Origin of the sequence: Janthinobacterium aestuarii (genome assembly GCF_051380835.1) — a bacterium.
GTDB lineage: Bacteria > Pseudomonadota > Gammaproteobacteria > Burkholderiales > Burkholderiaceae_D > Janthinobacterium > Janthinobacterium aestuarii.
This window is the reverse complement of the sequence record NZ_JBNYXU010000005.1, coordinates 410,932-435,992: the sequence shown is the minus strand read 5'-3', so window position 1 is coordinate 435,992 and position 25,061 is coordinate 410,932. Positions and strand designations below refer to the sequence as shown.

Annotated in this window: 17 protein-coding genes; 5 read left to right on the top strand and 12 right to left on the bottom strand. The window is 63.4% G+C overall.

Annotated features, from left to right (window positions below):
* Window positions 1-4 precede the first annotated feature (4 nt).
* From ACQ4WO_RS16445 to ttcA, 3 genes are read left to right on the top strand one after another with little or no spacing between them, the layout of a single operon-like run.
* The gene (locus tag ACQ4WO_RS16445; RefSeq protein WP_436482354.1) at window positions 5-793 is read left to right on the top strand and encodes an SDR family oxidoreductase; all 789 of its coding nucleotides are present in this window, start codon (window positions 5-7) and stop codon (window positions 791-793) included.
* A 53-nt stretch (window positions 794-846) separates the two neighbouring features.
* Complete coding sequence (locus ACQ4WO_RS16440) at window positions 847-1,245, top strand: dihydroneopterin aldolase (RefSeq protein WP_092713601.1); 399 nt, start codon at window positions 847-849, stop codon at window positions 1,243-1,245.
* 5 nt (window positions 1,246-1,250) lie between these two features.
* A complete protein-coding gene (gene ttcA / locus ACQ4WO_RS16435) occupies window positions 1,251-2,204 on the top strand; it encodes a tRNA 2-thiocytidine(32) synthetase TtcA (protein WP_436482353.1) in 954 nt (317 codons plus the stop codon).
* A 54-nt stretch (window positions 2,205-2,258) separates the two neighbouring features.
* On the opposite strand, the gene ACQ4WO_RS16430 is transcribed toward ttcA, so the two are convergent.
* Window positions 2,259-3,956, bottom strand: coding sequence for a methyl-accepting chemotaxis protein (locus tag ACQ4WO_RS16430; RefSeq protein WP_436482352.1), 1,698 nt, complete (start codon window positions 3,954-3,956; stop codon window positions 2,259-2,261).
* 194 nt (window positions 3,957-4,150) lie between these two features.
* Between ACQ4WO_RS16430 and ACQ4WO_RS16425 the strand changes: the two genes are divergently transcribed.
* The gene (locus tag ACQ4WO_RS16425) at window positions 4,151-5,479 is read left to right on the top strand and encodes an amidohydrolase (protein WP_436482351.1); all 1,329 of its coding nucleotides are present in this window, start codon (window positions 4,151-4,153) and stop codon (window positions 5,477-5,479) included.
* A gap of 148 nt (window positions 5,480-5,627) precedes the next feature.
* Window positions 5,628-7,502 (top strand): oligoendopeptidase F, encoded by a 1,875-nt coding sequence (gene pepF / locus ACQ4WO_RS16420; protein WP_436482350.1) that lies wholly within the window; start codon window positions 5,628-5,630, stop codon window positions 7,500-7,502.
* Between the two features lie 10 nt (window positions 7,503-7,512).
* Here the strand turns inward: pepF and kefC are convergent, their stop codons facing one another.
* The 11 genes from kefC to hppD form a co-directional block, all read right to left on the bottom strand.
* Window positions 7,513-9,339, bottom strand: a complete 1,827-nt coding sequence (gene kefC / locus ACQ4WO_RS16415; protein ID WP_034753107.1) for a glutathione-regulated potassium-efflux system protein KefC — start codon at window positions 9,337-9,339, stop codon at window positions 7,513-7,515.
* Between the two features lie 84 nt (window positions 9,340-9,423).
* Window positions 9,424-10,008, bottom strand: coding sequence for an SRPBCC family protein (locus ACQ4WO_RS16410; RefSeq protein ID WP_436482349.1), 585 nt, complete (start codon window positions 10,006-10,008; stop codon window positions 9,424-9,426).
* Window positions 10,005-10,580 carry a dual specificity protein phosphatase family protein gene (locus ACQ4WO_RS16405; protein ID WP_436482348.1) on the bottom strand — a complete coding sequence of 192 codons (576 nt, stop codon included), beginning with the start codon at window positions 10,578-10,580 and terminating at the stop codon, window positions 10,005-10,007. Before ACQ4WO_RS16405 ends, ACQ4WO_RS16410 begins: the two co-directional genes overlap by 4 nt.
* Window positions 10,577-11,059 (bottom strand): hypothetical protein, encoded by a 483-nt coding sequence (locus ACQ4WO_RS16400; protein WP_230518163.1) that lies wholly within the window; start codon window positions 11,057-11,059, stop codon window positions 10,577-10,579. The genes ACQ4WO_RS16405 and ACQ4WO_RS16400 overlap by 4 nt, the downstream gene beginning before the upstream one ends.
* Complete coding sequence (locus ACQ4WO_RS16395) at window positions 11,056-12,183, bottom strand: MGDG synthase family glycosyltransferase (protein ID WP_436482347.1); 1,128 nt, start codon at window positions 12,181-12,183, stop codon at window positions 11,056-11,058. Before ACQ4WO_RS16395 ends, ACQ4WO_RS16400 begins: the two co-directional genes overlap by 4 nt.
* 111 nt (window positions 12,184-12,294) lie before the next feature.
* Complete coding sequence (locus tag ACQ4WO_RS16390; protein ID WP_436482346.1) at window positions 12,295-13,440, bottom strand: ankyrin repeat domain-containing protein; 1,146 nt, start codon at window positions 13,438-13,440, stop codon at window positions 12,295-12,297.
* 61 nt (window positions 13,441-13,501) lie between these two features.
* On the bottom strand, window positions 13,502-15,322 hold the full coding sequence (locus tag ACQ4WO_RS16385) for a M14 family metallopeptidase (protein ID WP_436482344.1): 1,821 nt from the start codon (window positions 15,320-15,322) through the stop codon (window positions 13,502-13,504).
* Between the two features lie 127 nt (window positions 15,323-15,449).
* Window positions 15,450-18,173, bottom strand: a complete 2,724-nt coding sequence (locus ACQ4WO_RS16380) for a TonB-dependent receptor plug domain-containing protein (protein ID WP_436482343.1) — start codon at window positions 18,171-18,173, stop codon at window positions 15,450-15,452.
* Between the two features lie 162 nt (window positions 18,174-18,335).
* Window positions 18,336-19,790 carry a S41 family peptidase gene (locus ACQ4WO_RS16375; RefSeq protein WP_436482367.1) on the bottom strand — a complete coding sequence of 485 codons (1,455 nt, stop codon included), beginning with the start codon at window positions 19,788-19,790 and terminating at the stop codon, window positions 18,336-18,338.
* Window positions 19,791-19,958: 168 nt separating this feature from the next.
* The gene (locus tag ACQ4WO_RS16370; protein ID WP_436482342.1) at window positions 19,959-23,555 is read right to left on the bottom strand and encodes an indolepyruvate ferredoxin oxidoreductase family protein; all 3,597 of its coding nucleotides are present in this window, start codon (window positions 23,553-23,555) and stop codon (window positions 19,959-19,961) included.
* A 368-nt stretch (window positions 23,556-23,923) separates the two neighbouring features.
* Window positions 23,924-25,051: a 4-hydroxyphenylpyruvate dioxygenase gene (gene hppD, locus ACQ4WO_RS16365; protein ID WP_128141023.1), complete on the bottom strand. Its 1,128-nt coding sequence runs from the start codon at window positions 25,049-25,051 to the stop codon at window positions 23,924-23,926.
* Window positions 25,052-25,061 lie beyond the last annotated feature (10 nt).

Sequence of the window (25,061 nt, the reverse complement as noted above, 5' to 3'; positions counted from 1 at the left end):
AGACATGACAGAAGCAACGACAACGCCCTTCGACAGCACTCCCCGCGTCGCCCTCGTCACGGGCGCGGCGCGCCGCATCGGCCGCGCCATCGCGCTGGGCCTGGCGCGCGACGGCTGGGATATCGCCGTCCATTACCGCGACTCGCGCGAGGAAGCGCAGAGCCTGGTGGCGGAAATCACGGCGCTGGGCCGCCGCGCGCAAGCGTTCCCCTGCGACCTGGCGCAGGAAGTGGCCGTGCGCCAGCTGTTGCCGCAGGCACAGGCGGCGCTGGGGCCAGTGACTTGCGTGGTCAACAACGCATCGTTGTTTGCATACGACAATGCCGGCGATTTTTCCTTCACCGCGCTCGACGCCCACATGCACGCCAACCTGGCCGCCCCCATCCTGCTGGCGCAAGCGCTGTACCAGGCAACCCCGGCAGGCGGGCAAGCCGTGGTCATCAACTTGCTGGATCAAAAACTGTACAATCTCAATCCTGATTTTTTGTCGTACACCCTGTCCAAGGCGGCGCTGCTGTCGGCGACCACCATGCTGGCCCAGGCGCTGGCGCCGAAAGTGCGCGTGGTGGGCATCGCCCCCGGCATCACCATGGTCTCCGGCGAACAGACGGAAGCGAACTTTGCCAAGGCGCATGAAAACACGCCGCTGGGACGCTCCAGCACGCCAGAGGATGTGGCCGACTGCGTCTGTTACGTGGCCGGCGCGCGCGCGCTGACGGGCACGACCCTGCTGGTCGATGGCGGCCAGCATCTGATCGGTTTGCCGCGCGACGTCATGTTTTTGACCAAATAATCAGCAGCCGCACCAAACAACCAGCATTCCAGCATCCCCTAAAAGGTAAAACTATGTCGTCCGCCCTGTCCCACCCTCGCCTGGCCGATTGCCGCCGGCTGTTCCTGCGCAATTACGAAGTCCTCATCAACATCGGCGTCTACGACTTCGAGAAAAAGGGCGAGCAGCGCGTCCTCATCAACGTCGACCTGTACATTCCCTTGGCCCTGTCGACGCCGAAGGATGACCAGCTGGAAGAAGTGGTCGACTACGACTTCATGCGCGAAACCATCGCCAGGCGCATGGCGCAAGGCCACGTGCAACTGCAGGAAAGCCTGGTCGACGACGTGCTGGCCGCCATGCTGGCCCACCCGCGCGTGCGCGCCGCGCGCGTGTCGAGCATGAAACCGGACGTGTATCCCGACTGCGAAGGCGTGGGCGTCGAAGTATTCAAGATCAAGGATGAAGTATGAGCAATATGAACGACACCGCAATCATGGAAACCGCCGTGGAAATTCCGGCCAACGTGGAAGCGCAGAAACTGGCGCGCAAGAAGGCGGAAAAGATCGCCCTGGAAAACAACAAGCTGCACAAGCGCCTGTGTCGCCTGGTGGGGCAAGCCATCGGCGACTTCAACATGATCGAAGACGGCGACAAGGTGATGGTCTGTCTGTCCGGCGGCAAGGATAGCTATGCGCTGCTGGACATTTTGATGACCTTGCGCGAACGCGCGCCGATTCACTTCGATATCGTCGCCGTCAACCTGGATCAAAAGCAGCCGAACTTCCCGCCGAAAATCCTGCCCGCCTACCTGACGGAACTGGGCGTGGCTTTCCACATCGAAAACCAGGATACCTACAGCATCGTCAAGCGTTTGATCCCGGAAGGCAAGACGACGTGTTCGCTGTGCTCGCGCCTGCGCCGCGGCATCCTGTACCGCGTGGCCGACGAGCTGGGCGCCAACAAGATCGCCCTGGGCCACCACCGCGACGACATCCTGGAAACGTTCTTCCTGAATATGTTCTTCGGCGGCAAACTGAAAGGCATGCCGGCCAAGCTGCAATCGGACGACGGCAAGCACATCGTCATCCGCCCGATGGCCTACGTGAAGGAAGAAGACACGCAGCGCTATGCGGAAGTCAAGGGCTTCCCCATCATTCCGTGCGACCTGTGCGGTTCGCAGGAAAACCTGCAGCGCAAGCAGATCAAGGGCTTGATGCGCGAATGGGACAAGAAATTCCCCGGCCGCGTGGAAAGCATCTTCTCGGCCCTGTCGAACGTGGCGCCATCGCATCTGATGGACCCGAAACTGTTCGGCTTCAAGGACTTGAAGGCGGACGGCGTGGCCAACCCCATGGGCGACATCGCCTTCGACGAAGAGCCGTGCTCGACGCCGACGACGTTCGGCACGATCCCGCTGCAACAAGGCTGACCCTGACGCAAGGCGCCATCAAGGCGATGGCGCCGTTCACTTAAGTAGCCTGTCTTAAAACTCTTCCCAGTCATCACCGGCCAGTGCTTTCGCGGGAGCCGGCGGCTTCGCCTTGACGGCAATGCTGCGCGCGGCAACACGCGGCGCCGGCGCAGGGCGCGCGGCTGCCGGCTGTGGCGCCGGGCGGCGCAGCAAGCCTGGCTGCTCGCGCAGCTTGAATACGCTCACCACTTGCGCCAGGCCATGCGCCTGCTCTTGCAGCGAACCGGCGGCGGCCGCCGCCTCTTCCACCAGCGCCGCATTTTGCTGGGTCACCTGGTCCATCTGGGTAATCGCCTGGTTGACTTGCCCGATGCCATGCGTCTGCTCCTGGCTGGCGCTGGAAATCTCGCCGATGATGTCGGTCACGCGCTTGACGCTGGACACCACTTCATCCATCGTCGCGCCAGCCTGGTCGACCAGCTTGGCGCCCGCGCCCACCTTGCTGACGGAATCGTCGATCAAGCCCTTGATTTCCTTGGCCGCCGCCGCCGAGCGCTGCGCCAGATTGCGTACTTCGCCGGCCACGACGGCGAAACCGCGGCCCTGCTCGCCGGCCCGCGCCGCTTCCACGGCCGCGTTGAGCGCCAGGATATTCGTCTGGAAGGCGATGCCGTCGATCACGCTGATGATGTCGACGATCTTGCGCGACGATTCGTTGATCGAACCCATGGTCTCCACCACTTCGGCCACCACCGCGCCGCCGCGGCTGGCGATACCGGCCGCCGCGATAGCCAGCTGGTTGGCCTGGCGTGCGTTGTCCGCGTTCTGCCTGACGGTGCTGGTCAGTTCTTCCATCGACGAGGCGGTTTCTTCCAGCGAACCGGCCTGCTGTTCCGTGCGTGACGACAGGTCCAGGTTGCCGGCGGCGATTTCCGACGAGGCCGTGGCGATGCTGTCCGTGCCGCTGCGCACCTGGCTGACGATGCCGACCAGGTTGTTGTTCATATTGCCAAGAGCCGTCAGCAGCGCCCCCGTTTCATCCTTCGCCGTCGTGGCGACGGTCTGCGTCAGGTCGCCGGCGGCCACCGTTTCGGCCAGCGCCAGCGCCTGGCGCAGCGGACGCGTGATGCCCGTCGTCAGCAGCCACGAACACACCACGCCGAACGCCACGGCGAACAGGGTCAGCAGGCTGATGACGGTGGTGTCATGCACGGCGGAAGCGTCGATCTGCTTGGCCGTCGCATCGATGCTTTCGCGCTGCATGGTCACCAGTTCCTGCAGCAAATCCTGGTAGACCTTGGCGGCCGGGGTGAACGCGGTGTCGAGGATGTGCGCCGCGCCTTCCACGTCGCCATCGGCCTTGGCCTTGACGGCGCCATCGCGCGAGGCGCTGTACACCTTGCGCTGTTCGAGGATCTTGGCGAACAGGGCTTTTTCCTTGTCGCCCGCGACCAGCGGCTCGATCTGCTTGAGCAATTCGGCCGCCTTCTTCACGGACGCGGCCGAGTCTTCCTTGAAATACGGTCCCAGCGCCGGGTCACTGCTCTTGACGATGGCGGCCGTGCGGCGGATCGAGGCAAAGTTCAAGCCATACCAGTCGGTAATCAGGCGTTCCTTGGTCAGCGGTTCGGCCATCATGGCGCGCGTGGACGTCGCCACTTCATTGAGGCGCCACACGCCTACGGTAGCGATCAGAACGGTCATTGCCAGGATCAGGACAAAGCCGATGCTCAGGCGCTTGCCGATCTTGATATTTGCGATAAAGCCCATGGTGTCTTTTCTCTCAATAAGTGCATCGAAGATATATTTAATTCCATATGGAATTTTTTATCTTGCAGATTATACATTGTTGAAATATATGTAGCTGATTTATTGATTTTGAGAAATGTTTCTGTTAAGTTAAAAGTCTTCTCCGCAACTACGGGTACCGCGCATGTCCGCGCACCTGTTTCTCAAAGAAACCTATGAAATTTTCCTCATTCCCCCTGAAACAAATCACCTTCGCCGCCGCTCTCGCCTGCGCCGGCAGCGTCCACGGCGCGGCCCTGCCGCCCGCCATCGCGGCCCAGCTCGCGGCCAATTACCCGGCCGTCGAAAGCCTGTACCTGGACCTGCACCGCCACCCGGAACTGGCGTTCCAGGAAGTCGAGACGGCAAAGAAGCTGGCCGACAAGGTCAAGGCGCTCGGTTTTGACGTGACCACGGGCGTGGGCGGCACGGGTGTCGTCGCCATCTTGCGCAACGGCCCCGGCCCCGTCGTCATGCTGCGCACGGAGATCGACGCCCTGCCCGTGCTGGAAAAAACCGGCCTGCCGTTTGCCAGCAGCGCGGTCGCCAAGAACGCGGCCGGCGAAACCGTGCCGGTGATGCATGCCTGCGGCCACGACGTGCACATGTCGGCCTGGTATGGCAGCGCCAAGCTGATGGCCGACAACCGCCAGCACTGGAGCGGCACCCTGATGCTGGTGGGCCAGCCGGCCGAAGAGCCGCTGCTGGGCGCGGCCGCCATGCTGAAGGACGGCTTGTTTACGCGCTTCCCGAAACCGGACTACGCGCTGTCTTTCCACGATGAAGCGACGCTGCCATCGGGCACGGTGGGCTACCACGCCGGCTACTTCCGCGCCGCCGCCGACACCATCAGCATTACGGTGTACGGCCAGGGCGGCCACGGCGCCGCGCCGCACGATACGCGCGACCCCGTCGTGATGGCTGCGCGCATCGTGCTGGCACTACAAACCCTGGTCTCGCGCGAAAACAATCCGATGGATCCCGTCGTCATCACGGTGGGCAGCATCCATGGCGGCACGCAGGCCAACATCGTGCCCGACCAGGTCACCATGCAGCTGACGGTGCGCACCTTCAAGGACGCCGTGCGCAAGCGCGTGCTGGCCAGCATCGCACGTGAAGTCAAGGGTGAAGCGTTTGCCGCCGGCGCGCCGAAAGAGCCGCTGGTGGAGATTCGTCCCGGTACGGACGCCGTCTACAACGATCCGGACCTGACCCTGCGCATGGTGTCTACCCTGCAAAAATCGCTGGGCACGGCCAACGTGACGGAAATGCCGGCCAAGATGACGTCGGAAGACTTCGCCAACTACGGCCAGGCCGGCGTAAAAGCCGTGCTGCTGCATATCGGCGCGGTGGAGCCGGCCAAGCTAGCCGCGGCCAAGGCCAGCGGCAAACCGCTGGCCGGCCCGCACTCGCCGCAATGGGCGCCCGAGTACCAGCCGACCATCAAGGCGGCGATCACGGCGGAAACGTCGATCCTGCTCGATTTGCTGAGCAAGAAGCAGTAAGCATGGCGTACGCGGGGAAGCCAGCCTTCCCCGCTTCCCTCCCCCACGTCCGAAATGCTTTCCTTCATCCCCCTGCTGCAGTAAGCTCGGTGTCTGCCGCCACGCCCGTGCCGGCATCCCTTGCAACCAGACCATGAACGGATACTGTATGCCGACACCCGCGCTCAAACGCCCCGTACTGACCCTGCTGGCCCTCGGCTTTGCCCTCTCCACAGCCTTCGCCGCCCCCACCGACCGCCAGGCCGACCGCTGGGATTTGACGGCGCTGTATCAAAACGACGCCGCGTTCGACGCCGACGCGAAAAAGCTGTCGGCCCAGCTGCAGCAACTGGGCGCCTGCAAGGGGCAATTGAAAGCCTCGCCGGCCCGCCTGAAAAGCTGCCTGGACTTGTACGCCGAGGTGCGCAAGCGCGTCAACACGCTGACCACCTATGCGGCGCAGTATTACGACCAGGATACGGGCGACAGCAAGGGCAACCAGTTGAACCAGCGCGCCGCCCTGCTGGGCAACGACTTCAGCCAGGCGACGACCTTTTTGCAGCCGGAAATCCTTGCCTTGGGCAGCAAGCGCATCGACGCCATGCTGGCGAAGGACAAGGGCTTGCAGCTGTACCGCTTTCAATTGAGTAACATGCTGCGCAGCGCGCCGCATACGCTGGACGCGGCCGGCGAACAACTGGTGGCCCAGTTCGGCCTGGCAACAAGTTCGGCCGCCAGCGTCTACCGCACCTTGGCCAATGCGGAAATCCCGTGGCCCACCGTGAAACTGTCGGACGGCAAGGAAGTGCGCCTCGACCAGGCGGCCTACACGAAATACCGGGGCGACGACCAGCGCGCCGACCGCAAGCTGGTATTCGACGCCTTCTTCGGCAAGTGGAAAGAGTATGAACGCACGTTCGGCGAAACCCTGTACGGCCAGCTGAAGACGGACGCCGCCTACGCGAAAGTGCGCCGCTATCCAGACTCGCAAAGCGCGGCGCTCGACGCCGACAATTTGCCGCCGGCCGTCTACCAGACCCTGATCGCGCAAACCAACGCCAACCTGCCCACCTTGCACCGCTACTTCAAGCTGCGCGCGCGCATGCTCGGCGTCAAGGACCTGGCTTACTACGACATCTATGCGCCGCTGCTGAAAAGCGACCGCACGTTCCCGCTGGCCGAAGGCAAGCAGATGATGCTCGACTCCGCCGCGCCGCTGGGCCCCGACTACGTCAAGGCATTGAGCGCCGCCGTGGAGGCGCGCTGGATGGATGTGTATCCGCGTCCGCGCAAGGTGGCTGGCGCCTACATGAATGGCGACGCGTACGACGTGCATCCATTCGTGCTGCTCAACTACACGGACAACTACGAAGCCGTCAGCACCCTGACGCACGAATGGGGCCACGCCATGCACTCGGTACTGGCCAACAAAGCGCAGCCATCGATCTATGCGCCGTACAGCATCTTTGTCGCGGAAATCGCCTCGACGACGAACGAGGCGCTGCTGCTCGACGCGCGCCTGAAGCAGGCCAAAGATGACGACGAGCGCCTGCTGTACCTGGGCGCGGCGCTGGAAAACCTGCGCGGCACCTTCTTCCGCCAGGCCATGTTCGCCGAATTCGAGGCGGCCATCCACGGCAAGGTGGACAAGGGAGAGTCGCTGACGGGCGAAGAGATCACGGCCATCTACGCCGGCATCCTCAAGCGCTACCACGGCGAAGTGCAAGGCGTCATGACCATCGACCCCGCCTACGCGCTGGAATGGGCTTACGTGCCGCATTTCTATCACGGCTACTATGTGTTCCAGTACGCCACCTCGATCGCGGCGGCGCAGGATTTCGCGCAGCGCATCCTCGACAAGGAACCGGGCGCGCTGGCCGCCTACCTGAAGATGCTCAGCGCGGGCGGCTCGGCCTACCCGTATGAGCTGGTGAAGGCGGCCGGCGTCGACCTGGCCTCGCCGAAACCGTACCAGGCGCTGGTGGCGCGCATGAACGGCATCATGGACCAGATCGAGGCGATTGAAGCAAAGCGGGGGAAGTAACCCCTCTGCGTTAGCGGTGTTGAGGGTCTGACCCCGGAATTTCAGCTTCCGCCGCCGCAAACGCCGCCGCATCGCTCTCGAACATGTCTTCCAGCTCCTCGCGCGCCTGGCGCGTGAGGGACATGACTTTTTGCTGGTCCTGGAAGTGCGGCGCCACTTCCAGCAAGGTCTTCAGATTATGCCGGCCAAAGATGCCGGCCGCGCGCTGCGCCCGCTCCTCGCTGAAGCCCACCTGGCGCAAGGTCTGCTCGCCCAGCAGCAGGGCCGCGGCAAACGTCTCGCGCTCGATCAGGGTCACGCCGCGTTTCATCAATTCATAGTAATGCGTGACATTGCGCGCGCGCGCCAGTATCGTCAGTTCGGGCAGGCGCAGGCGCACGGCGTCGACCAGGGCCAGGCTGTCGTCCACATTGTCGATGGCGATCACCAGCGCCCGGGCCTTCTCGATGCCGGCCGCCACCAGTAAATCCACGCGCGTGGCATCGCCATAAAACACCTTGAAGCCGAATTTTCGCAGCAGCTCGATCTGATCCGGGTCGTGATCGAGCACCGTCACGCCGATCTTGTTCGCCGCCAGCAGGCGGCCGATGATCTGGCCGAAGCGGCCGAAGCCGGCGATGACGATGGGATTGTCCTGCGCCTCGATATGGTCGTCGGGACGGCGCTTCTTGTCGCCCTGCAGGCGCGGCGCAACGAATTTGTCGTGCGCCAGCAGCAGCAAGGGCGTGGCCACCATCGACAGGGTCACCACCACGACCAGCAGCGCGGCCGTCTCCGGTGCAAACACGTGCGCGGCCTCGGCGGCGGCAAACACGACGAAGGCGAATTCGCCGCCCTGCGACAGCAGCAGCGCAAAAAACAGCTGCTGGCCGCGGGGAATGTCGACAAACTTCGACAACAGGTACAGCAAGGCGATCTTCACCACCAGCAGCCCCGCCACCAGGGCCAGGATCAGCAAGGGCTGGGCGCGCAGCACGCCGAAATCGACGGACATGCCCACGGCGATGAAGAACAGGCCCAGCAGCAGTCCCTTGAACGGTTCCAGGTCGCTGATCAGCTCATGCCGGTATTCGGAATCGGCCAGCAGCACGCCCGCCATGAAGGTTCCCAGCGCCATCGACAGGCCCACCGATTCCATCAGCACGCAGATGGCGATCACCAGCAGCAGGGCGAAGGCCGTGAAGATTTCGCGCAAATCCGTCCGGGCGATGAAGCGCAGGATGGGATTGACGAGGAAGCGCCCGCCGATCACCAGCGCCGCCAGCACGGCGGCAAGCTTGGCCACGCGCAGCCAGCCCGGTTCGCCGCTATGCGTAACCAGGCCGCCCAGCAGCGGCACCAGCGCGATCATGGGAATGGCGGCGATGTCCTGGAACAGCAGAATCGAAAAGCCGGCGGAACCGGCCGGCGTGCTCATGAGTTTTCGTTCGCCCAGGGTGGCCAGCACGATGGCCGTCGACGACAGCGACAACCCCAGCGCGCCGACCAGCGCCGTGCGCCAGTCCACGCCAAAGGCCATGGCCACGGCGCACAGCCCCGCGCTGACGACGCCCACCTGCGCCCCGCCCCAGCCGAAAATCGGCCGGCGCAGCAGCCACAATCGCTTCGGCTCGAGCTCCAGGCCGATCAGGAACAGCAGCAGCACCACGCCGAATTCGGAAAAGCTGAGGATCACCTCGACATTCTTGATCAGGCCCAGTCCCCACGGTCCGATGACGACGCCGGCCACCAGATAGCCCAGCACGGCGCCCATGCCCAGACGCTTGGCCAGCGGCACCATGATGATGGCCGCGACCAGGTAAAACAGTATGTTGATGAGAAAGCTATGGTGTTCCATGCGGGTTCCGGGCAGATGTGTGGATGAAACAACATCATGCCTGAAGTGGCGTACCAGCGTGAAGTGGCTGCCACGCCACGCCGGCTATTTGCGCGCAGCCACCCGTGCCCGCAGCGCGTCGAACATTTTCGGGATGCTGTCACGGCTCATGCTGTCGACGATCCAGCCCAGGCCCATCGGTACCGGGCCCGGATCCGTGTACACCTGGTACTTGACGGCGGCGGCGCCCGCATCAAACGGATCCGGCGACAACTGCCAGTAGCCGCTGGTGTCGGCGATGGTGTCCTCCACCTTCAGGCCCTCCATGGGCACCAGCTTCCAGGCCAGGCTGCAGCTGGCGTCGAGCGCCTTGGGCGTCATTTTCAGGCGGTACTGCTTGATTTTCCCCATCGGCAGCTTGAGCGTGACGTCGACCAGCGAGGCGCCGCCGCCGGCGGCCATCACCTTGATCTTGTCCACGTTGGGCATAAACTGCGGATAGCCGGCGAAATCCTGGATGGCCGCGCAGACGGTGGCCACGCTGGCCGGCATGCTGGTCGCGGCGGCAAAGGTCTTGCCGGGCATGCCAGCCTTGCTGACGTCGCGCACCTCGAGCGCAGGCGCGGCCGCCGCGGTGGCCAGCGGATAACAGGCGGAGCAGGCGGCCAGTGCGAACAGCAAGGTCTTCATGGTTTTTCCTGCTCGATCTGCGCGCGCAGTGCCGCCACGTCTACGCGTTTGAGGTAGCTTTCGATATTTTTCCACACGGCGTGGTAGCCGTAACCGCCATTTTTCAGCTCGTCGATCGCCTTCTCGCGCGGCCAACCCTGGTACAACATGCGGTACATGGCGGCCATCATGCCCGTGCGGTCGGCGCCGTGCAGGCAATGCAGCAGCACGGGTCCCTGCTGCTCTGCGGCGCGGATGCTGCGCATGGTGTCGACCACGTGCTTGTCGCGGATGGCCCAGGTATTGATGGGGATACGCACGGCGCGGATGCCGCTGCCTTCGAGCACCTGCGTATCGGAGTGGAAGGAGCGCAGACTGATCACCGTCTTCACACCCAGCGCCTGCAGCTGGGCCACGTCGCTGCTATCGAGCTTGGCGCTGCGGTACAGGACGGGCGTGACCTGGTGCAGGTTCGACACCTGCGGCAGCGGCGTGGCCCACTCGGTATTGCGCTCGGGCGGCAGGGGCGCCTGCGCGCCGGCGGAACCGGCCGCCAGGGCCAGGGACAACAGCAGGAGATACGGCAAGGTCATGACTTCCTCTTGTATGAAAACCACAGCAGTACGCTGGCCAGCAGCAGCGACACCCAGTAGTCGGTCGGCGCCCACCACAGCCAGTGCTTGTGCCAGGCGATGTGGGCCGGATTGAAGTGCGCCACGCCATAGGCGGGATTGAGCACGAACCACAGATAATCCTCGATGATCCAGAACAGCATAATGCAGCCGATGGCGCGGCATTCGAGCCGCAGCGACCATTGCGCCAGGAAGATCATGGGGAAATGGAAGAACAGGGCGATGAAGGGAAAGACCCAGGCATGGTAGCCGGTCATCGGCCGCCCGCCCCAGAAGATATCGAGCAGCCAATGGCTTTCGATGCGCCAGGTGGGCAGGTTCGCGGCCCAGCCGGCCGCGCCTTCGATCTGGATTTCCACCTGCGCGAAAAATAGCCCCAGCAGGGCTACCCAGGCCAGGGTCAGGCCGATCTGCCAGGGTTTTACTACGCCCCCCGTCAAACCAGCACCTGCGCCAGTACATCCAGGGCGGCGCGCGGACGGCCCAGGGCCAGCGCTTTTTCGCGCATGGCTTGCAACTGCTCGGGATGATCGAGCAACAGGCGCACGCGGTATTCCAGGGTGACGGCGTCGAATGCCTTCAAGGCCACGCCCTGCTCCAGCAGATAGTCGGCATTGCGCTCTTCCTGCCCCGGAATCGGCGAGTTGACGATCATGGGCAAGCCCAGCGCCAGGCATTCGGACGTGGTCAACCCGCCCGGCTTCGTGATCACCAGGTCGGCGCACGCCATCAGGCGCTCGACTTCGCTGGTAAAGCCTTGCGCCAGCAGACGGCCCGGATACTGGCCGGCCAGCGCCTGCAGCGCCGCCAGCGCGGCCGCGTTTTTCCCTGCCAGCACGATCAGCTGGAAGTCGCCCGGCAAGGCCAGCAGGCGCGCGGCAACCGTTTCCAGGCTGCCCAGTCCCGCCCCGCCGCCCATCAGCAAAATCGTCGTGCGCCGCGGGTCGAGGCCAAACGCCTGTGCGCACTGCCCGCGCTCGGGCAGCTGCGCGAACGCGGGCATGATGGGGATGCCCGTCACGTGGATGCGGTCGGCGGGGATGCCTTCATGGCGCATGCGGAACGCCACTTCGTCGGTGGCGGCGAAATAGCCCTGCATGTGTTCATGCACCCACATGCGGTGCAAGTCGAAATCCGTGACCTGCACCCACACGGGGCAGGACAGCTGGTGCTGGCGCAGAGCGCGCGACAGCAGTTCGGCCGGCAGGAAATGCGTGCAGATGATGGCGTCGGGCTGGAAGGCGGCGATCTGCGTCATCAGCGCGCGTGTGTTGACGCGCTCGACGGCGCGACGCAATCGCTGCATCGAGCTGTCGCGCGGCGCATCGTGGGTGGCGTGGTACAGATAGCCCCACAGCGCGGGCGCCTTGTTGACCAGCTTGATATAGAAATCCGTGTACAGCTTGCGGAAGGCCGGCGTGACGAAATCCATCACGTCCAGATGCAGGGCCAGCGCTGCGGGGCCGCCACCGCCATCGCGCGCCGCATACGCCTCGATGGCTTGCGCCGCGCGCATGTGGCCGGCGCCGGCCGAGACGCTCAGGAGAAGAATTTTTTTTGTCATGGAAAACCGATGCGTGAAACGGGTTGGCGCGGACGCGAAAAAGGTATTGGCAGGATAACATTGCTGCAAGCTTTACGGCTTGATCCGGCCATGCGCGCGTGCATGCCGGCACTAGCCATTCACGGGGACGGGCAAGGCCGACACTTTCCAGCTGCCTTTGAGCTTGCGCTCCATCAAGGCAGGCAAGGCGCTGGCGCCGGGCGCGCCTTTCTTTGTGTACCCCACCGGCACCAGCAGATAAATGGTGACCTTGTCATCGTCGGCAATGTCGTCTTCCTCCTGCGCGGGATTCCAGCGCTTGTCGATGGCCAGCAGCGCATCGACGCCGTCCGGCCACGCCAGGTCCGCCAGATGCGGATCGTCGCGCCGCAGCAGCTCGCCAGCCGCCAGGCTGGCCTGGTCGAGCGTGCGCCGCCCCAGGCGTGCCAGCAGCGCCACGGGAAAGCGCCACGGGCTGTGCTCCGCGAAGCCGTGCACGGTCAGCGGCCAGCGGGCCGGCAGGCAGATGGCCAGTTCGGTCATCGGGGATTGCTGGAACAGGCCCGTGGTAAACAACAGCTTGAAATCGCGCTTGCCTGCGATGCAGCTGATCCCCAGCGAAAAGCGCGCGTCGCCGCTGTCCGGGCTGAACACGGCCGGCAGCACCCAGCCGGCGCTGTTGTGCATGAAGGTGCGGATCGATTCCTGCGGCGACGCGGCCGCCTGCTGCGGCACGTCGAGTATGCTGACGCCACCCGCGGCGGCCAGCAACTGGGCGATCGCGGGAAAGCCCCAGCCGCTGGCGATATCGACCGGCGCCTGGTTCCAGCGCGTATGCAAACGGTTCGGATCGGCGCCCCGCTGCAGCAGCAATGCGGCTACGTCCTCGTGGCCGCCAACGCAGGCACTGTCCAGCGGCGACAGTATATTGTCAGGCAAGCCATCGACGGCGGCGCCCTGCTCGAGCAGCCAGCGGCAGGTATCGAGGTGGCCATGGCTTGCCGCCGCGTCCAGCGGCGTCAGGTTGCGGTAACCGGGCAAGGGCAGATCGACGTCCATGCCCAGCGACACGAGCAGCGCGCAGACCTCGCGGCTGCCGCCGGCCGCGGCCAGGTGCAGCAGCGATTCGCCGTCTTCCATGTTGTAGCGGCGCAAGGACAACAGCAGCGGCGTGGCCTCGAGCAGGCTGCGCACCTGTTCCACCCGATTCTCGTCCACGGCGTCGCAGAGGCGAAAAAACGCCTCGCGGTGCTGGTTGTAGAGTGTCTTGTTGACCATACATGTTCCCTGCTCGTGGTGGCGGCGCCATCATCGAGCGGAGAATAGCATTTTCTTTCGATTAATCTGCGCGATTTGACAACTTCGGTGCGCGCGTCGGCGGCACTGCCAGGCCGGCCGGCGCGACATCCGTGCGCAGCACCGGATACAGGTTCAGGCGTTCATCCCAGGAAGCGTGGCGGCGGGCGAAGAACTCCAGGCGCGCGGCCGGGTTCGTGGCAAACGCGGGATCGCCGGCCAGCTTTGCGTGGAACTGCGCCGCCAGCGCCGGGTCGGCCGCCAGCTGCGCGCGCGCCACATCTTCGGCCACGTATTCTTCCATGTACTCCTTGCGCTCGAAGGCCGTATTGAAACTGCCCCAGGCCAGCAGGGAATCGGGCGCGCGCGGCTCGAGCAGGGCGACGACCAGGCGCGCCTTGGCCTGGTTGACGGGCACGTACAGGTCACCGGCGCCAACCACGCGCTCCTCTTTCTGCCACTCGCCCTGCACGGCCGCCCTCTGGCGTCCCTCGAACGACTGCGCGCCGAATTTCACCTGCGTGGCGCGGAAGGTCTCAACCGGCAGCTTGCCCGGCGCGGTAGCTAATACCTGGTAGGACACGCCATGCTGGCGCAGCTTGGCGGCCACCATCTGCGCCTGCGCGGCGGGCACCAGGTAGCCTGCCTTGGGCGCTGCCTGCTGCAGGTCGGGCACGATCTCGTCGCGCAGGGGCACATTCCAGATCTGCGGCGTGGTCTCGTCGTAGCGCGTCATCAGCGCGCCCGACACTTCGGACGGCGTGCGCGTGTAGGCGTAGCCGCGAAACGCGATCATGCGGCTCTTGTCCGTCGTTTTATACGTGAGCGGCAAGGTCGTGCCGGCCAGCTGCGCGGCGCGCGCGTCCGCCTCGAGCGCCGTTTGCCGCCACTGCGCGCCATGCTGCGCCACTTGCGACAGCAGCGAAACGATGGTGTTGCGCGTGATGCGCACGCGGGTCGGGTAATCCTTCCACGAATGGGTTTCCACCAGCATGCCGAAGCGGTTGCGCAGCTGGAAATAGCCATGCGAGAAGCGCGGATTCGGCGCCGAATCGACAAAGCCCGATTGGGGATTGTCGTTCTCGGCAAACGAGATATAGAACGGTTTCGGATCCGAGCCCTGCTTGGCCAGGTCGGCCAGGACCTGATCGCGCAAGGCCGTGCCGGCCACGCGCAGGGCCGCATCGCCCGCATGCACGGGTTCGACCTGGATCGAGATATCGGGTTCGAACTGGGCGCCGTCGGTAACGTGCAGGTCGACATAGGCCAGCGGATCCCAGGCGTTCACCAGCGCCAGCATGTGCTGCATCTCGGGCGTATCGGCCTTCATGTATTCGCGGTTCAGATTGTAGTTTTGCGCCGTGCTGCGCCAGCCCATTTCCACGGGGCCGCGCTGGTTCGGACGGTTCCACTGGCCGAAGCGCTCATGGCCATCAACGTTAAACACGGGCACGAACAGCAGCACCTGCTTGTCGAGCGCGCCGGGCGCCGCCTTGCCCTCCAATACTTCGCGCAAGGCCAGGAAGCCCGCATCCTTGCCATCGATTTCGCCCGCATGGATGCCGCCCTGTATCAGCAGCACGGGCAGCTTGCGGCGCGCCGCTTCGGCCGGCGTCAGGGCGCCCGTATTCGAGACGGCCAGCGCCAGCATGGGGCGGTTTTCCGGCGTGCGGCCGAACTCCACACAGCGCACCTGCTTCGGATAGCGCGATTGGAACTGGCGGCACAAGGCTTCCACTTCCGCATAGCGGCCCGTATGCAAAAAGCCCGAGCGTTCGGCCACCGTGGTCAACGGCGAGGCGGCATACGCAGGCAAGGCAAAGGTGGACAACAAGGCGGCGGACAGCAGGGCGTGGCGTAGCATGGGTCAAACTCCATCGAGAGAGAACAAGCGGGCAATTATAGGGGTGCTGGCGCATGTAAAACTGCAACGGAAAATAAAAAAGCCGGAACAGCGTCAGCTGTTCCGGCCTTGCTCTGGCAAGCGTGGATTATGAGCCAAAGTGGTAGTTGAATTCTACCCAGCCCTGGCGGCCTTGCGGGCTGTAGCTGCCCACCGGGTAGTACGGCCAGCCGCCGCTGTCGTCGCGCTTGATCTTGTCGAACACGTTGTTGACGATCAGCGACAAGGTGGCGCGGTCGTTGATGCGGTACACGGTGCTGATATTGGCCAGCGCCGTCGGCGTCAGGTAGCCGGTGCCGGCGGCGTTCGGGATCTTGCCGTAGCGGCTGACCAGCAGGGTGTTCGACCAGTCGCCCGCGCTCCAGTTCACGCTCAGGTTCAGCTTGTCGGGCCAATCCATGTTCGTCAGCGATTTCGTCTCGTCGATCTCTTCGTCGCCGACGAATTGCTGCGACTTCTTGCTCAGCACCTTGGCATAGTTGGCCTTGAAGGCAAAACGGCCGTAGTCCGCCGTGCGCAGCAGGTACTTCAGGCTCACGTCGATGCCGCTGCTGCTCTGCTTTGCCGCATTGATCGGGTTGACGGTGATGGTCTTGATCTCGCCGGCGCGGTTCAGGGCATTCGCCGCGAAGCGCTCGACGCGGCCCAGGGTATCGACGCAGGTCGGCGAATTGATATCCGTCTTGCCCAGGCGGCAATCGGCTTCGTCGCGCAGGATCTTGTCGGCGCTCAAATTCGTCACCAGGTCATCGATCTTGATGTTCCAGTAGTCGACGGAGACGTCGAAGTTCGAGCTGGGCGACCAGACGGCGCCGACGCCAAACGACTTGCCTTTTTCCGACTGCAGGTCCTTGCTGCCGTTCTGCACATAATCGGCGCCCGGCGACTTGTTGGCAAATTCGCAGCCTTCGATGGCCTGGCCAGCCGCGCCGCAGCGGTAGTAGTCGGTGGTGCTCGAGTAGTAACCGGTGCCGCGCGCCTTGTAGATGTAGTTCATGTCCGGTGCGCGAAAGCTGGTGGCGTAGTTGGCGCGGAACAGCAGCTCAGGCGCGGGACGCAGTTCCAGGCCGCCGTTGTAGGTGAACTTGCCCTCATGGCGGCCGGCAAAGCTGTAGCGGTCGTAACGGCCGGCCAGGGTACCGGTCAGCTTCTCGTGCAGCGGCAGATTCAATTCCGCCCCCAGCGCATAGCGGGTACGCGTGCCGGCCGTGATATCGGATTTGGTGGCGACGTTGAAATAACCATCGTTCAGGCGCGCATCGGGCACATTGCTGAAGCCCTGCTTGCCCGCTTCGGCGATGGTGGCGATCTTCGCCACGCCGGCGGGCAGCTGGAACAGGTCGCCGTTTGTGGCCAGGCTCAGGGTATTCGTCCAGGCCTTGTCGTCGCTGTCGGAATTGCCCGTGATGCTGTCGAATTCGGCCGCCGTCAGGCGGCGCGACAGGCGGGCCGGATCCGGTGCGTAGATCGGCACGCCGGCAGCGTCGGTGCCCAGTTTCGGTCCCAGGAAGAAGCTGTCGATATTGGCCAGCGCGCGCGGCGTGTGGCTTTCGCTCTTGTACACCGAGGCGTTGTAGTTGGCTTCATACTGCCACGATGACGTGCCGGGAATGCGGCCCTTGGCGCCCAGCGAGATGGCCGTGGCCAGGTCGTCCCACTTGCGGTTGTAGCGCTCCACGCCGCCCATTTCCTCGGGCGAGATATAACGCGTCCACGCTTCGTAGCGGTTCGTATTCTGGTTGCGGAAATAGCTGCTGCCCGTCGACGACGACGTCCACGTCGGGCCGCGCGTATTGTTCTCGGTCGAATTCTTGCCGATCAGAAAGTCGGCGAACAGCGTCGTTTCCGGCGACAGCTCATAGTTGGCGCTGCCGAACATGTTCTGGCTGCGGTTCTTCGTTTGCGTGGTCCAGTAAGTGGGGCCGACTTTCGGACTGGCGCAATAGCTGCCGTTCTTCGCCTGGTACTTGACGACGCTGCCGCCGAACAGGTCGCCGAACTGGTTGCAGGTGTCGCCCAGGTCCACGTAGCTGCCCGAGGTGCCCGCCTGCACCACGCGGCGCGAGGCGATATTTGTCGGCGTGCCCGAGCGCGTGGCCATGAAATCGCGCTGCAGGCTCGACAGCGGATCGCGCTGGCTCAGCTCCACGCTGAACAAGGTATGCAGCTTGTCGAAATTGCCGCCGCCCGTCAGCTGCACGCGCTGGTTGCCGGCGCCGCCGCGCGAGGTGCCGCCCGCCTTGACGTTGATATCGAAACCTTCCGTCTGCTTTTTCAGGATGACGTTGACCACGCCGGCGATCGCGTCGGAGCCATAGATGGCCGATGCGCCGCCGTTGAGGATCTCGATGCGGTCGACTATGCTCGACGGGATGTTCGCCAGGTTGGTGAAGTTGACCGTGCCTTCGTAGGCGACGGGGAAGTCGGCCAGGCGACGGCCATTAAGCAGGATCAAGGTGTGGTTCGGGCCCAGGCCGCGCAGGCTGATGGTATTGGCCGACGGCGTGAACGTATTGCCGAAGTCCTCGCCTTGCGTGAAGCCGCTGTTCTGTACCTGGTTGGTCAGCGCATCGAAGACGTTCTTGTAGCCTTGCTTGGTGATTTCATCGCCCGTCAGGATGGTGACGGACGATGGTCCCTCCAGGCTGGCGCGGGGAATCCGCGAACCGGTGACCACGACGGCTGGCGGGGTGGCCGCCGGCTGCTGATCCGCTGCGGGCGCTTGCGTTTGCGCGTGCGCCTGCCATGCGGAACCGCCCAGGATGGCCAGTACGGCGACGGTGAGCGGTGGTAACTTGAATTGTATAGGCATCTTTGTGCTTCTCAAGGTTAGGGAGAAGGCGAAAGATATCAAAATGCCAGTAATTGCAGAACGAATGGATTCATCTTTCTATATATCAAAATTGTTATATAGAAATATTTCTGAGCAGAAAGCTCCCCCTCCTTCGCCCAGGAAGGGGAGCAAAATTGGGCATTAGCGTTTCAATACAGCAATTTCCTTGTAGGCCGGGCGCAGCAGCCGCGCGGCAGCGTCGGCCGGGTTCTCCATCGAACTCAACAGCCTGAGCGCGCCCGTGGACGGACTACAGCTGCCGCTGTTGCGGTAGCGCAGCGCCGCCGCCAGCATGCCTTCGGCAGGGTCGCCCAGCGGGTTCTGGTAATCGTCGGCCACGTCGCAGGTCGGCGCCATGCCATCGGCGAAGTCGCCAAAGCCCTTGGCGTTGACGCCCTGGAACTGCACGGCGAAATACGTGGTGCCGCAATTGGGCGTGGGATAGAAACCGTAGGGCTTGCCGCACGTCGTGCCGCCGATCAGATTGACCTGCACGTCCACGCCGCGCAAGCCGTTGATGATGGCTTCGCTGGCCGAGCAGGTATTGCCCGTCGTCAGCAAGGTCACGCGCTTGAGGCCCAGCGAGGGCAGCGGCGTGCCCTTGGGCAGAGGGTTCGGCCCGGCAAAGCCCTGGCTTTGCGCATGGAATGGCACGGGCGCTGCCGGCCGCGTCTTGTCATTGGCCAGCACCTGCTCGAAGGTCTTGCCGGTGGTGACTTGCGGGCCCGCAATCATATAGGCGAGCTCGCTGGCGACATCGAGATAGCCGCCGCCGTTGTAGCGCACGTCAAGCACCAGGTCGCTGATGCCGGCCGCCTGGAAGCGGCCCATGGTTTCGACCAGCTGGCGCTCGGCCACGTTGTTGTGGGTGTTGAAGGTCAGATAGCCCACCTTGCCCGTGGGCGTATCGATGATGCGTTCGTTTTGCACGGAACTCGTGCTGACATCCACCGCCTGCAGGCTCGCGGAGATGGGCGCGCCATTGCGGCTGAACCCCAGCGTGTGCGTGCCTTGCGCCGAAGGGAACAGGCCCGCGTTGATGATACCCACGCTGGCAGTATCGGGGGCATTGACGAAATCGACGCCATCGACGGTTTGCAGCGCATCGCCGCGCCGCAAGCCCGCCAGTGCCGCAGGCGAGCCTGGTTCGACGAACGTGACCACGGCCTTGCGCGGCGGCGTGGTGCGCGTCAGCGCCAGCAGCATGCCGTAGCCCAGTTCCACGCCATTGAGCGAGGCTTCCCATTCGGCCGTCGTATACGTGAAATGGAACTGATCCTTCGGCTTGCCGGACGCCGTCGTGGCCGTTGTCTTGAGCACATCGAAATACGCCTTCGCCGTGGCAAAGCTTTGCGGCTGATATGTGGTCGGTACTTCGCGGTACCACAGATACGTTTCATCGATCCAGCTGCGCACCCATGTCTGCTCGTTGAGCAAGGTGCCCGGCTTGTCGATGCTGCTGCCGCTGCGCGGCGCCTCGCAACGGTTCGCGACCGTGGAGGAAGCGACAAGCGCCGTCGGCCCGGTTGGCGCCACGGGCGGCACGACGGGCGCGCTGCCGCTGCTGCCTCCTCCTCCACCGCAGGCGCTCAACACTAATCCGAGGGAAACAACGAGGCAAGGAAGGCGCAGGGAATGCATAAGAAACTTTCCATAAAGAAATTATCGAAAAATTATAATGCGTTTTGCCAGAAAGCGTTGTTTTCTTTGACACAAAAAAATGGCGCCCGCAGGCGCCATTGCTACAAGGTCATGCGCAAACCGTTACGCCACGGTGGCCGCCACGGGTGCTGCCACGACGGGCGGCAGCGGCGTCGGCGCGTTGAAGGCGATCAGCAGACTCGCTTCCTTCTCTTTCGCCGCCTTCAAATAACGCTCCTTCACGTGGCCATAGCCGCGGATGTCTTCCGGGATGCTGGCGATGGCCACGGCTTGCGCCAGCTTGGCCGTCGTCAGTTTCGGCAGCAAGCCGCCCACCGTCGCGCGGTACTCAAGAATCAGCGCGCGCTCCATCTTGCGCTCGGCCGTGTGGCCGAAGATGTCGAACGCCGTGCCGCGCAAGCCCTTGAACTTGGCCAGCACGCCGAACGCCTTCATCATCCACGGGCCGAATTCCTTCTTCACCAGATGGCCCTGGGCATCCGTTTTCGCCATGATAGGCGGCGCCAGGTGGAACTTGAGCTTGATGTCGCCTTCGAACATGGACGCGATCTTCGCCTGGAAGGCGCCGTCCGTGTACAGGCGCGCCACTTCGTACTCGTCCTTGTACGCCATCAGCTTGTAGAAGTAGCGGGCCACGGCTTCCGTCAGGCGCAAGTGCGGGCCATTCAGGGCGCTTTCGGCGGCGCGCACCTGTTTGATGAAGTCCAGGTACTGCTGCGCATACGCGCGGTCCTGGTAGGCCGTCAGCAGGGCGACCCGTTTTTCGATAATGTCGTCGAGCGTGTCGATGCGCTTGAATTCCACCACCTTGGCTGGCGTTGTCATGCGCACCAGGCTGGCCGCGTCATGCGCACCGGCGCGGCCCCAGTTGAAGGCCGCCTTGTTGAACGCCACCGAGACGTTGTTCAAATCGATGGCCTTCATGATGGCAGCTTCCGACAGCGGCACTTTGCCCTTTTGCCAGGCGTAGCCGAGCATGAACATATTCGTCGCGATCGAGTCGCCCATCAGCGCCGTGGCGATCTGGCCCGCGTCGATGAAGTCCACGTGGTCGCTGCCGCAGGCCTTTTCGATTTCCATGCGCGCGGAAGCGCCGGGGAATTGCCAGTCCGGGTTCTTCACGAAGGCGGCCGTCGACGAGCTGGTCGAGTTGATCATGGCCCAGCTGCGGCCCTCTCCCATGCGCGACAGGGCATCGCGGCTGGCCGTGACGATCAGGTCGCAGCCGATTACCAGGTCAGCCGCCCCCGTGCCCACGCGCGTCGAGTGGATATCTTCCTGGCGGTCCGCCAGGCGCACGTGCGACATGACAGGGCCGCCCTTTTGCGCCAGGCCGCTCATGTCCAGCACGGAACAGCCCTTGCCTTCCACGTGGGCCGCCATGGCCAGGATCTGGCCGACGGTGACGACACCTGTGCCGCCGATGCCGGTCACCAGAATGCCGAACGGCTCGGCCGTCGAAGGAATCTGCGGTGTCGGCAAGACCGGTGCGGCTGGCGCGTCCTTGTCGGCGGCAGCTGCCTTTTTCGGCTTTTTCAAGCCGCCGCCTTCCACCGTCACGAAACTGGGGCAGAAACCCGTCGTGCACGAAAAATCCTTGTTGCAGGACGACTGGTTGATCTGGCGCTTGCGCCCCAGTTCCGTTTCCAGCGGTTCCACCGACAGGCAGTTCGATTGCACGGAACAGTCGCCGCAGCCTTCGCAGACGGCTTCGTTGATGACGGCGCGCTTGGCCGGATCCGGGTATTCATTGCGTTTCCGGCGGCGGCGTTTTTCCGAGGCGCAGGTCTGGTCGTAGATCATGGCCGACACGCCGGGCATGTCGCGCAGTTCGCGCTGCACGTCCATCAGTTCCGAACGGTGGCGCACGGTGACGCCTTCCGCCCAGGCGTAATCGTCCGGGTATTTTTCCGGTTCGTCCGTGACGACGATGATGGGACCGACGCCTTCGGCGGCGATCTGGCGCGAAATGATGGCCGGAGATAATGGCCCGTCGAATTCCTGGCCGCCCGTCATGGCCACCGCATCGTTGAACAGAATTTTATAAGTGATGTTCACCTTGGCCGAGACGGCAGCGCGGATGGCCAGGATGCCCGAGTGGAAATACGTGCCGTCGCCCAGGTTGGTAAACACGTGCTTTTCATTCGTGAACGGCGCCTGCCCCACCCACGTGACGCCTTCGGCGCCCATGTGAGTAAACGTCGACGTTTCGCGGTCCATCCATAGCACCATGTAGTGGCAGCCGATGCCGGCCAGCGCGCGCGAGCCTTCCGGCACCTTGGTCGAGCTGTTGTGCGGACAGCCGGAGCAGAAGAACGGCGTGCGGTCTTTCTGCGGATCGGGCTTCACGCTGATCGCTTTCAGCACATTCTCTTTGGCTTCCAAATAGGCGATGCGTTCCTTCACGCGCTGCTCGACGGGGTGACCCGCGTAGTAGCGCGAAATGCGGCTGGCAATCGCGCGGGCGATCATGGCCGGGTTCAGCTCATACGTGGCCGGCAGCAGCCAGTCGCCGTGGCCGGTGCCCTTCTGGTTGCTCCATTCGCCCGTATCGTCGAACTTGCCGACCACGCGCGGACGCTCGCCATCCTTCAGGTTGTACAGTTCTTCCTTCAGCGCGTATTCGAGGATTTGCCGCTTTTCCTCCACCACGAGGATCTCGTCCAGGCCCTTGGCGAATTCGTGCACGCCATCGGCTTCCAGCGGCCAGGTCATGCCGATCTTGTACAGGCGGATGCCGATGTCGGACGCCGTCTGCTCGTCGATGCCCAGGTCGGCCAGCGCCTGGCGCGTGTCCAGATACGATTTGCCGGCCGTGATGATGCCGATGCGCGCCTTCGGGCTGTCCCAGATGATTTTATTGAGCTTGTTGGCACGCGCATACGCCAGCGCCGCATACCATTTGTAGCTGTTCATGCGCACTTCTTGTTCCAGCACCGTGTCGGGCCAGCGGATGTTCAAGCCGCCTGCCGGCATCTCAAAGTCGGTCGGCAAGGTGATCTGCACGCGGTCCGGGTCGAAATCGACGGCGGCGCCCGACTCGATGATGTCGGTCACGCATTTCATCGACACCCACAAGCCCGTGTAGCGGCTCATGGCCCACGCATGCAAGCCGTAGTCGATGTATTCCTGCACCGACGACGGGTACAGCACGGGAATGCCGCAGGCGTTCAGGATATGGTCGGACTGGTGCGCCGTGGACGAGGATTTGGCCGCATGGTCGTCGCCGGCCAGCACCAGCACGCCGCCGTGCTTGGCGGAACCGGCGTTATTGGCGTGTTTAAAAACGTCGCCGCAGCGGTCGACGCCGGGGCCCTTGCCGTACCACATGCCGAACACGCCATCGTATTTCGCGTCTTCGAACAGATTCGTTTGCTGCGTGCCCCAGACGGCCGTGGCGGCCAGGTCTTCGTTCAGGCCCGGGTGGAATTTGACGTGGTGTTCATCGAGATATTTTTTTGCCTTGATCGCCGTCATGTCGACAGACGTCACAGGCGAACCGCGGTAACCGGTGATGTAGCCGGCCGTATTCAGGCCAGCCTTCAGGTCACGCTCGCGCTGTAGCATGGGCAGGCGGATCAGCGCTTGCGTGCCCGTCATGAAGGCGCGGCCACGCTCCAAAGTGTATTTGTCGTTCAGGGAAATGTCGGACGCGTGCGCGCCCGGCTCAAGACTCGAGCCCTTGATTGGTGCATTCATTACTTGTCTCCATTATTCTCTGTGCTACGCGTGCAAAGTCGGTTGAACTCACACGTACCGGCCGCGCTTTGTGGGCAATGCCGGTGCGGAAAAATGACTTGTTTGTCGTAGACTACCACAGGAAGGCGCACAGTTCTTTTGCTGCACTGCACTCCTGCGTTCGTACCTTTTGCTGCTTTTTAGTGCTTCTTTTTGCGGGCATGTCGGGTTACGCCATTCTGGCTAACCCGACCTACAGCCTGCGTTTTTTGCTGGCAATGTCGGATTACGCTGCGCCTCGGCGGCCCCGCTAATCCGACCTACCTGAATGGCACGGGACGCGTAGGTCGGCTTAGCCGGAACGGCGTAAGCCGACAAACAGCCCCGGCTTACGCCGCGCTCGTATCTTTCAATACGCCGCGCTTGATCTGGTCCAGCTCGATCGATTCGAACAGGGCGCGGAAGTTGCCTTCGCCGAAGCCCTGGTCGCCCTTGCGCTGGATGATCTCGAAGAAGATCGGGCCGATCACCGTCTGCGTGAAGATTTGCAGCAGCAGTTCGCGTTCGTTTTCCGTGCTGTGGCCATCGATCAGGATGCGCAGCCGGCGCAGTTCTTCCAGCTGCTCGCCATGGTTCGGCAGGCGGCGGTTGACCAGCTCATAGTAAGTTTCAATCGTGTCCTGGAAATCGATACCCGTATCGCGCATGCCTTGCACGGACGCGTAGATATTGTCCGTACCCAAGGCGATATGCTGGATGCCTTCGCCGTGGTACTGGTCCAGGTATTCGGCGATCTGCGACTTGTCGTCCGACGATTCATTGATCGGGATGCGGATCTTGCCACATGGCGAAGTCATGGCTTTCGACTTCAGACCAGTATGCTTGCCTTCGATATCGAAGTAGCGCACTTCGCGGAAGTTGAACAGGCTTTCATAGAAATTCGCCCATTCCTTCATGCGGCCCCGGTGCACATTGTGCGTCAGGTGGTCGATATAGGTCAGGCCATGGCCGACCGGGTTGGCGACGGCGCCGGGAATGGCGACAAAGTCGACGTCATAAATGCTGATGTCGCCGATACCGCCCGGAGCGGCCGCGTCCGGCTTGTCGGCGCCCTTGCCGCGCCAGCGGTCGACGAAATACAGTAGGGAATCGCCGACGCCCTTGATGGCGGGGATATTCAGTTCCATCGGGCCCGTTTTATTGTCGAAACCCCAGGCGCCCAGTTCCAGCGCGCGACGGTAGACGAAAGCCGCGTCATCGACGCGGATAGCGATGGCGCACACGGACGGGCCGTGATGGCGGGCAAAACGCTGCGCGAACGAATCTTGTTCGGCATTGATGATGAAATTGATGTCGCCCTGACGGTACAGGGTCACATCCTTGTGGCGGTGGCGCGCGATGGCCGTGAATCCCATGTTCTCGAACAGCTTGCCCAATGCTTTTGGGTCTGGTGCTGCATACTCGACGAACTCGAAACCATCGGTACCCATCGGGTTATCCCAAGGCTGAAATTGCATGATGTCTCCT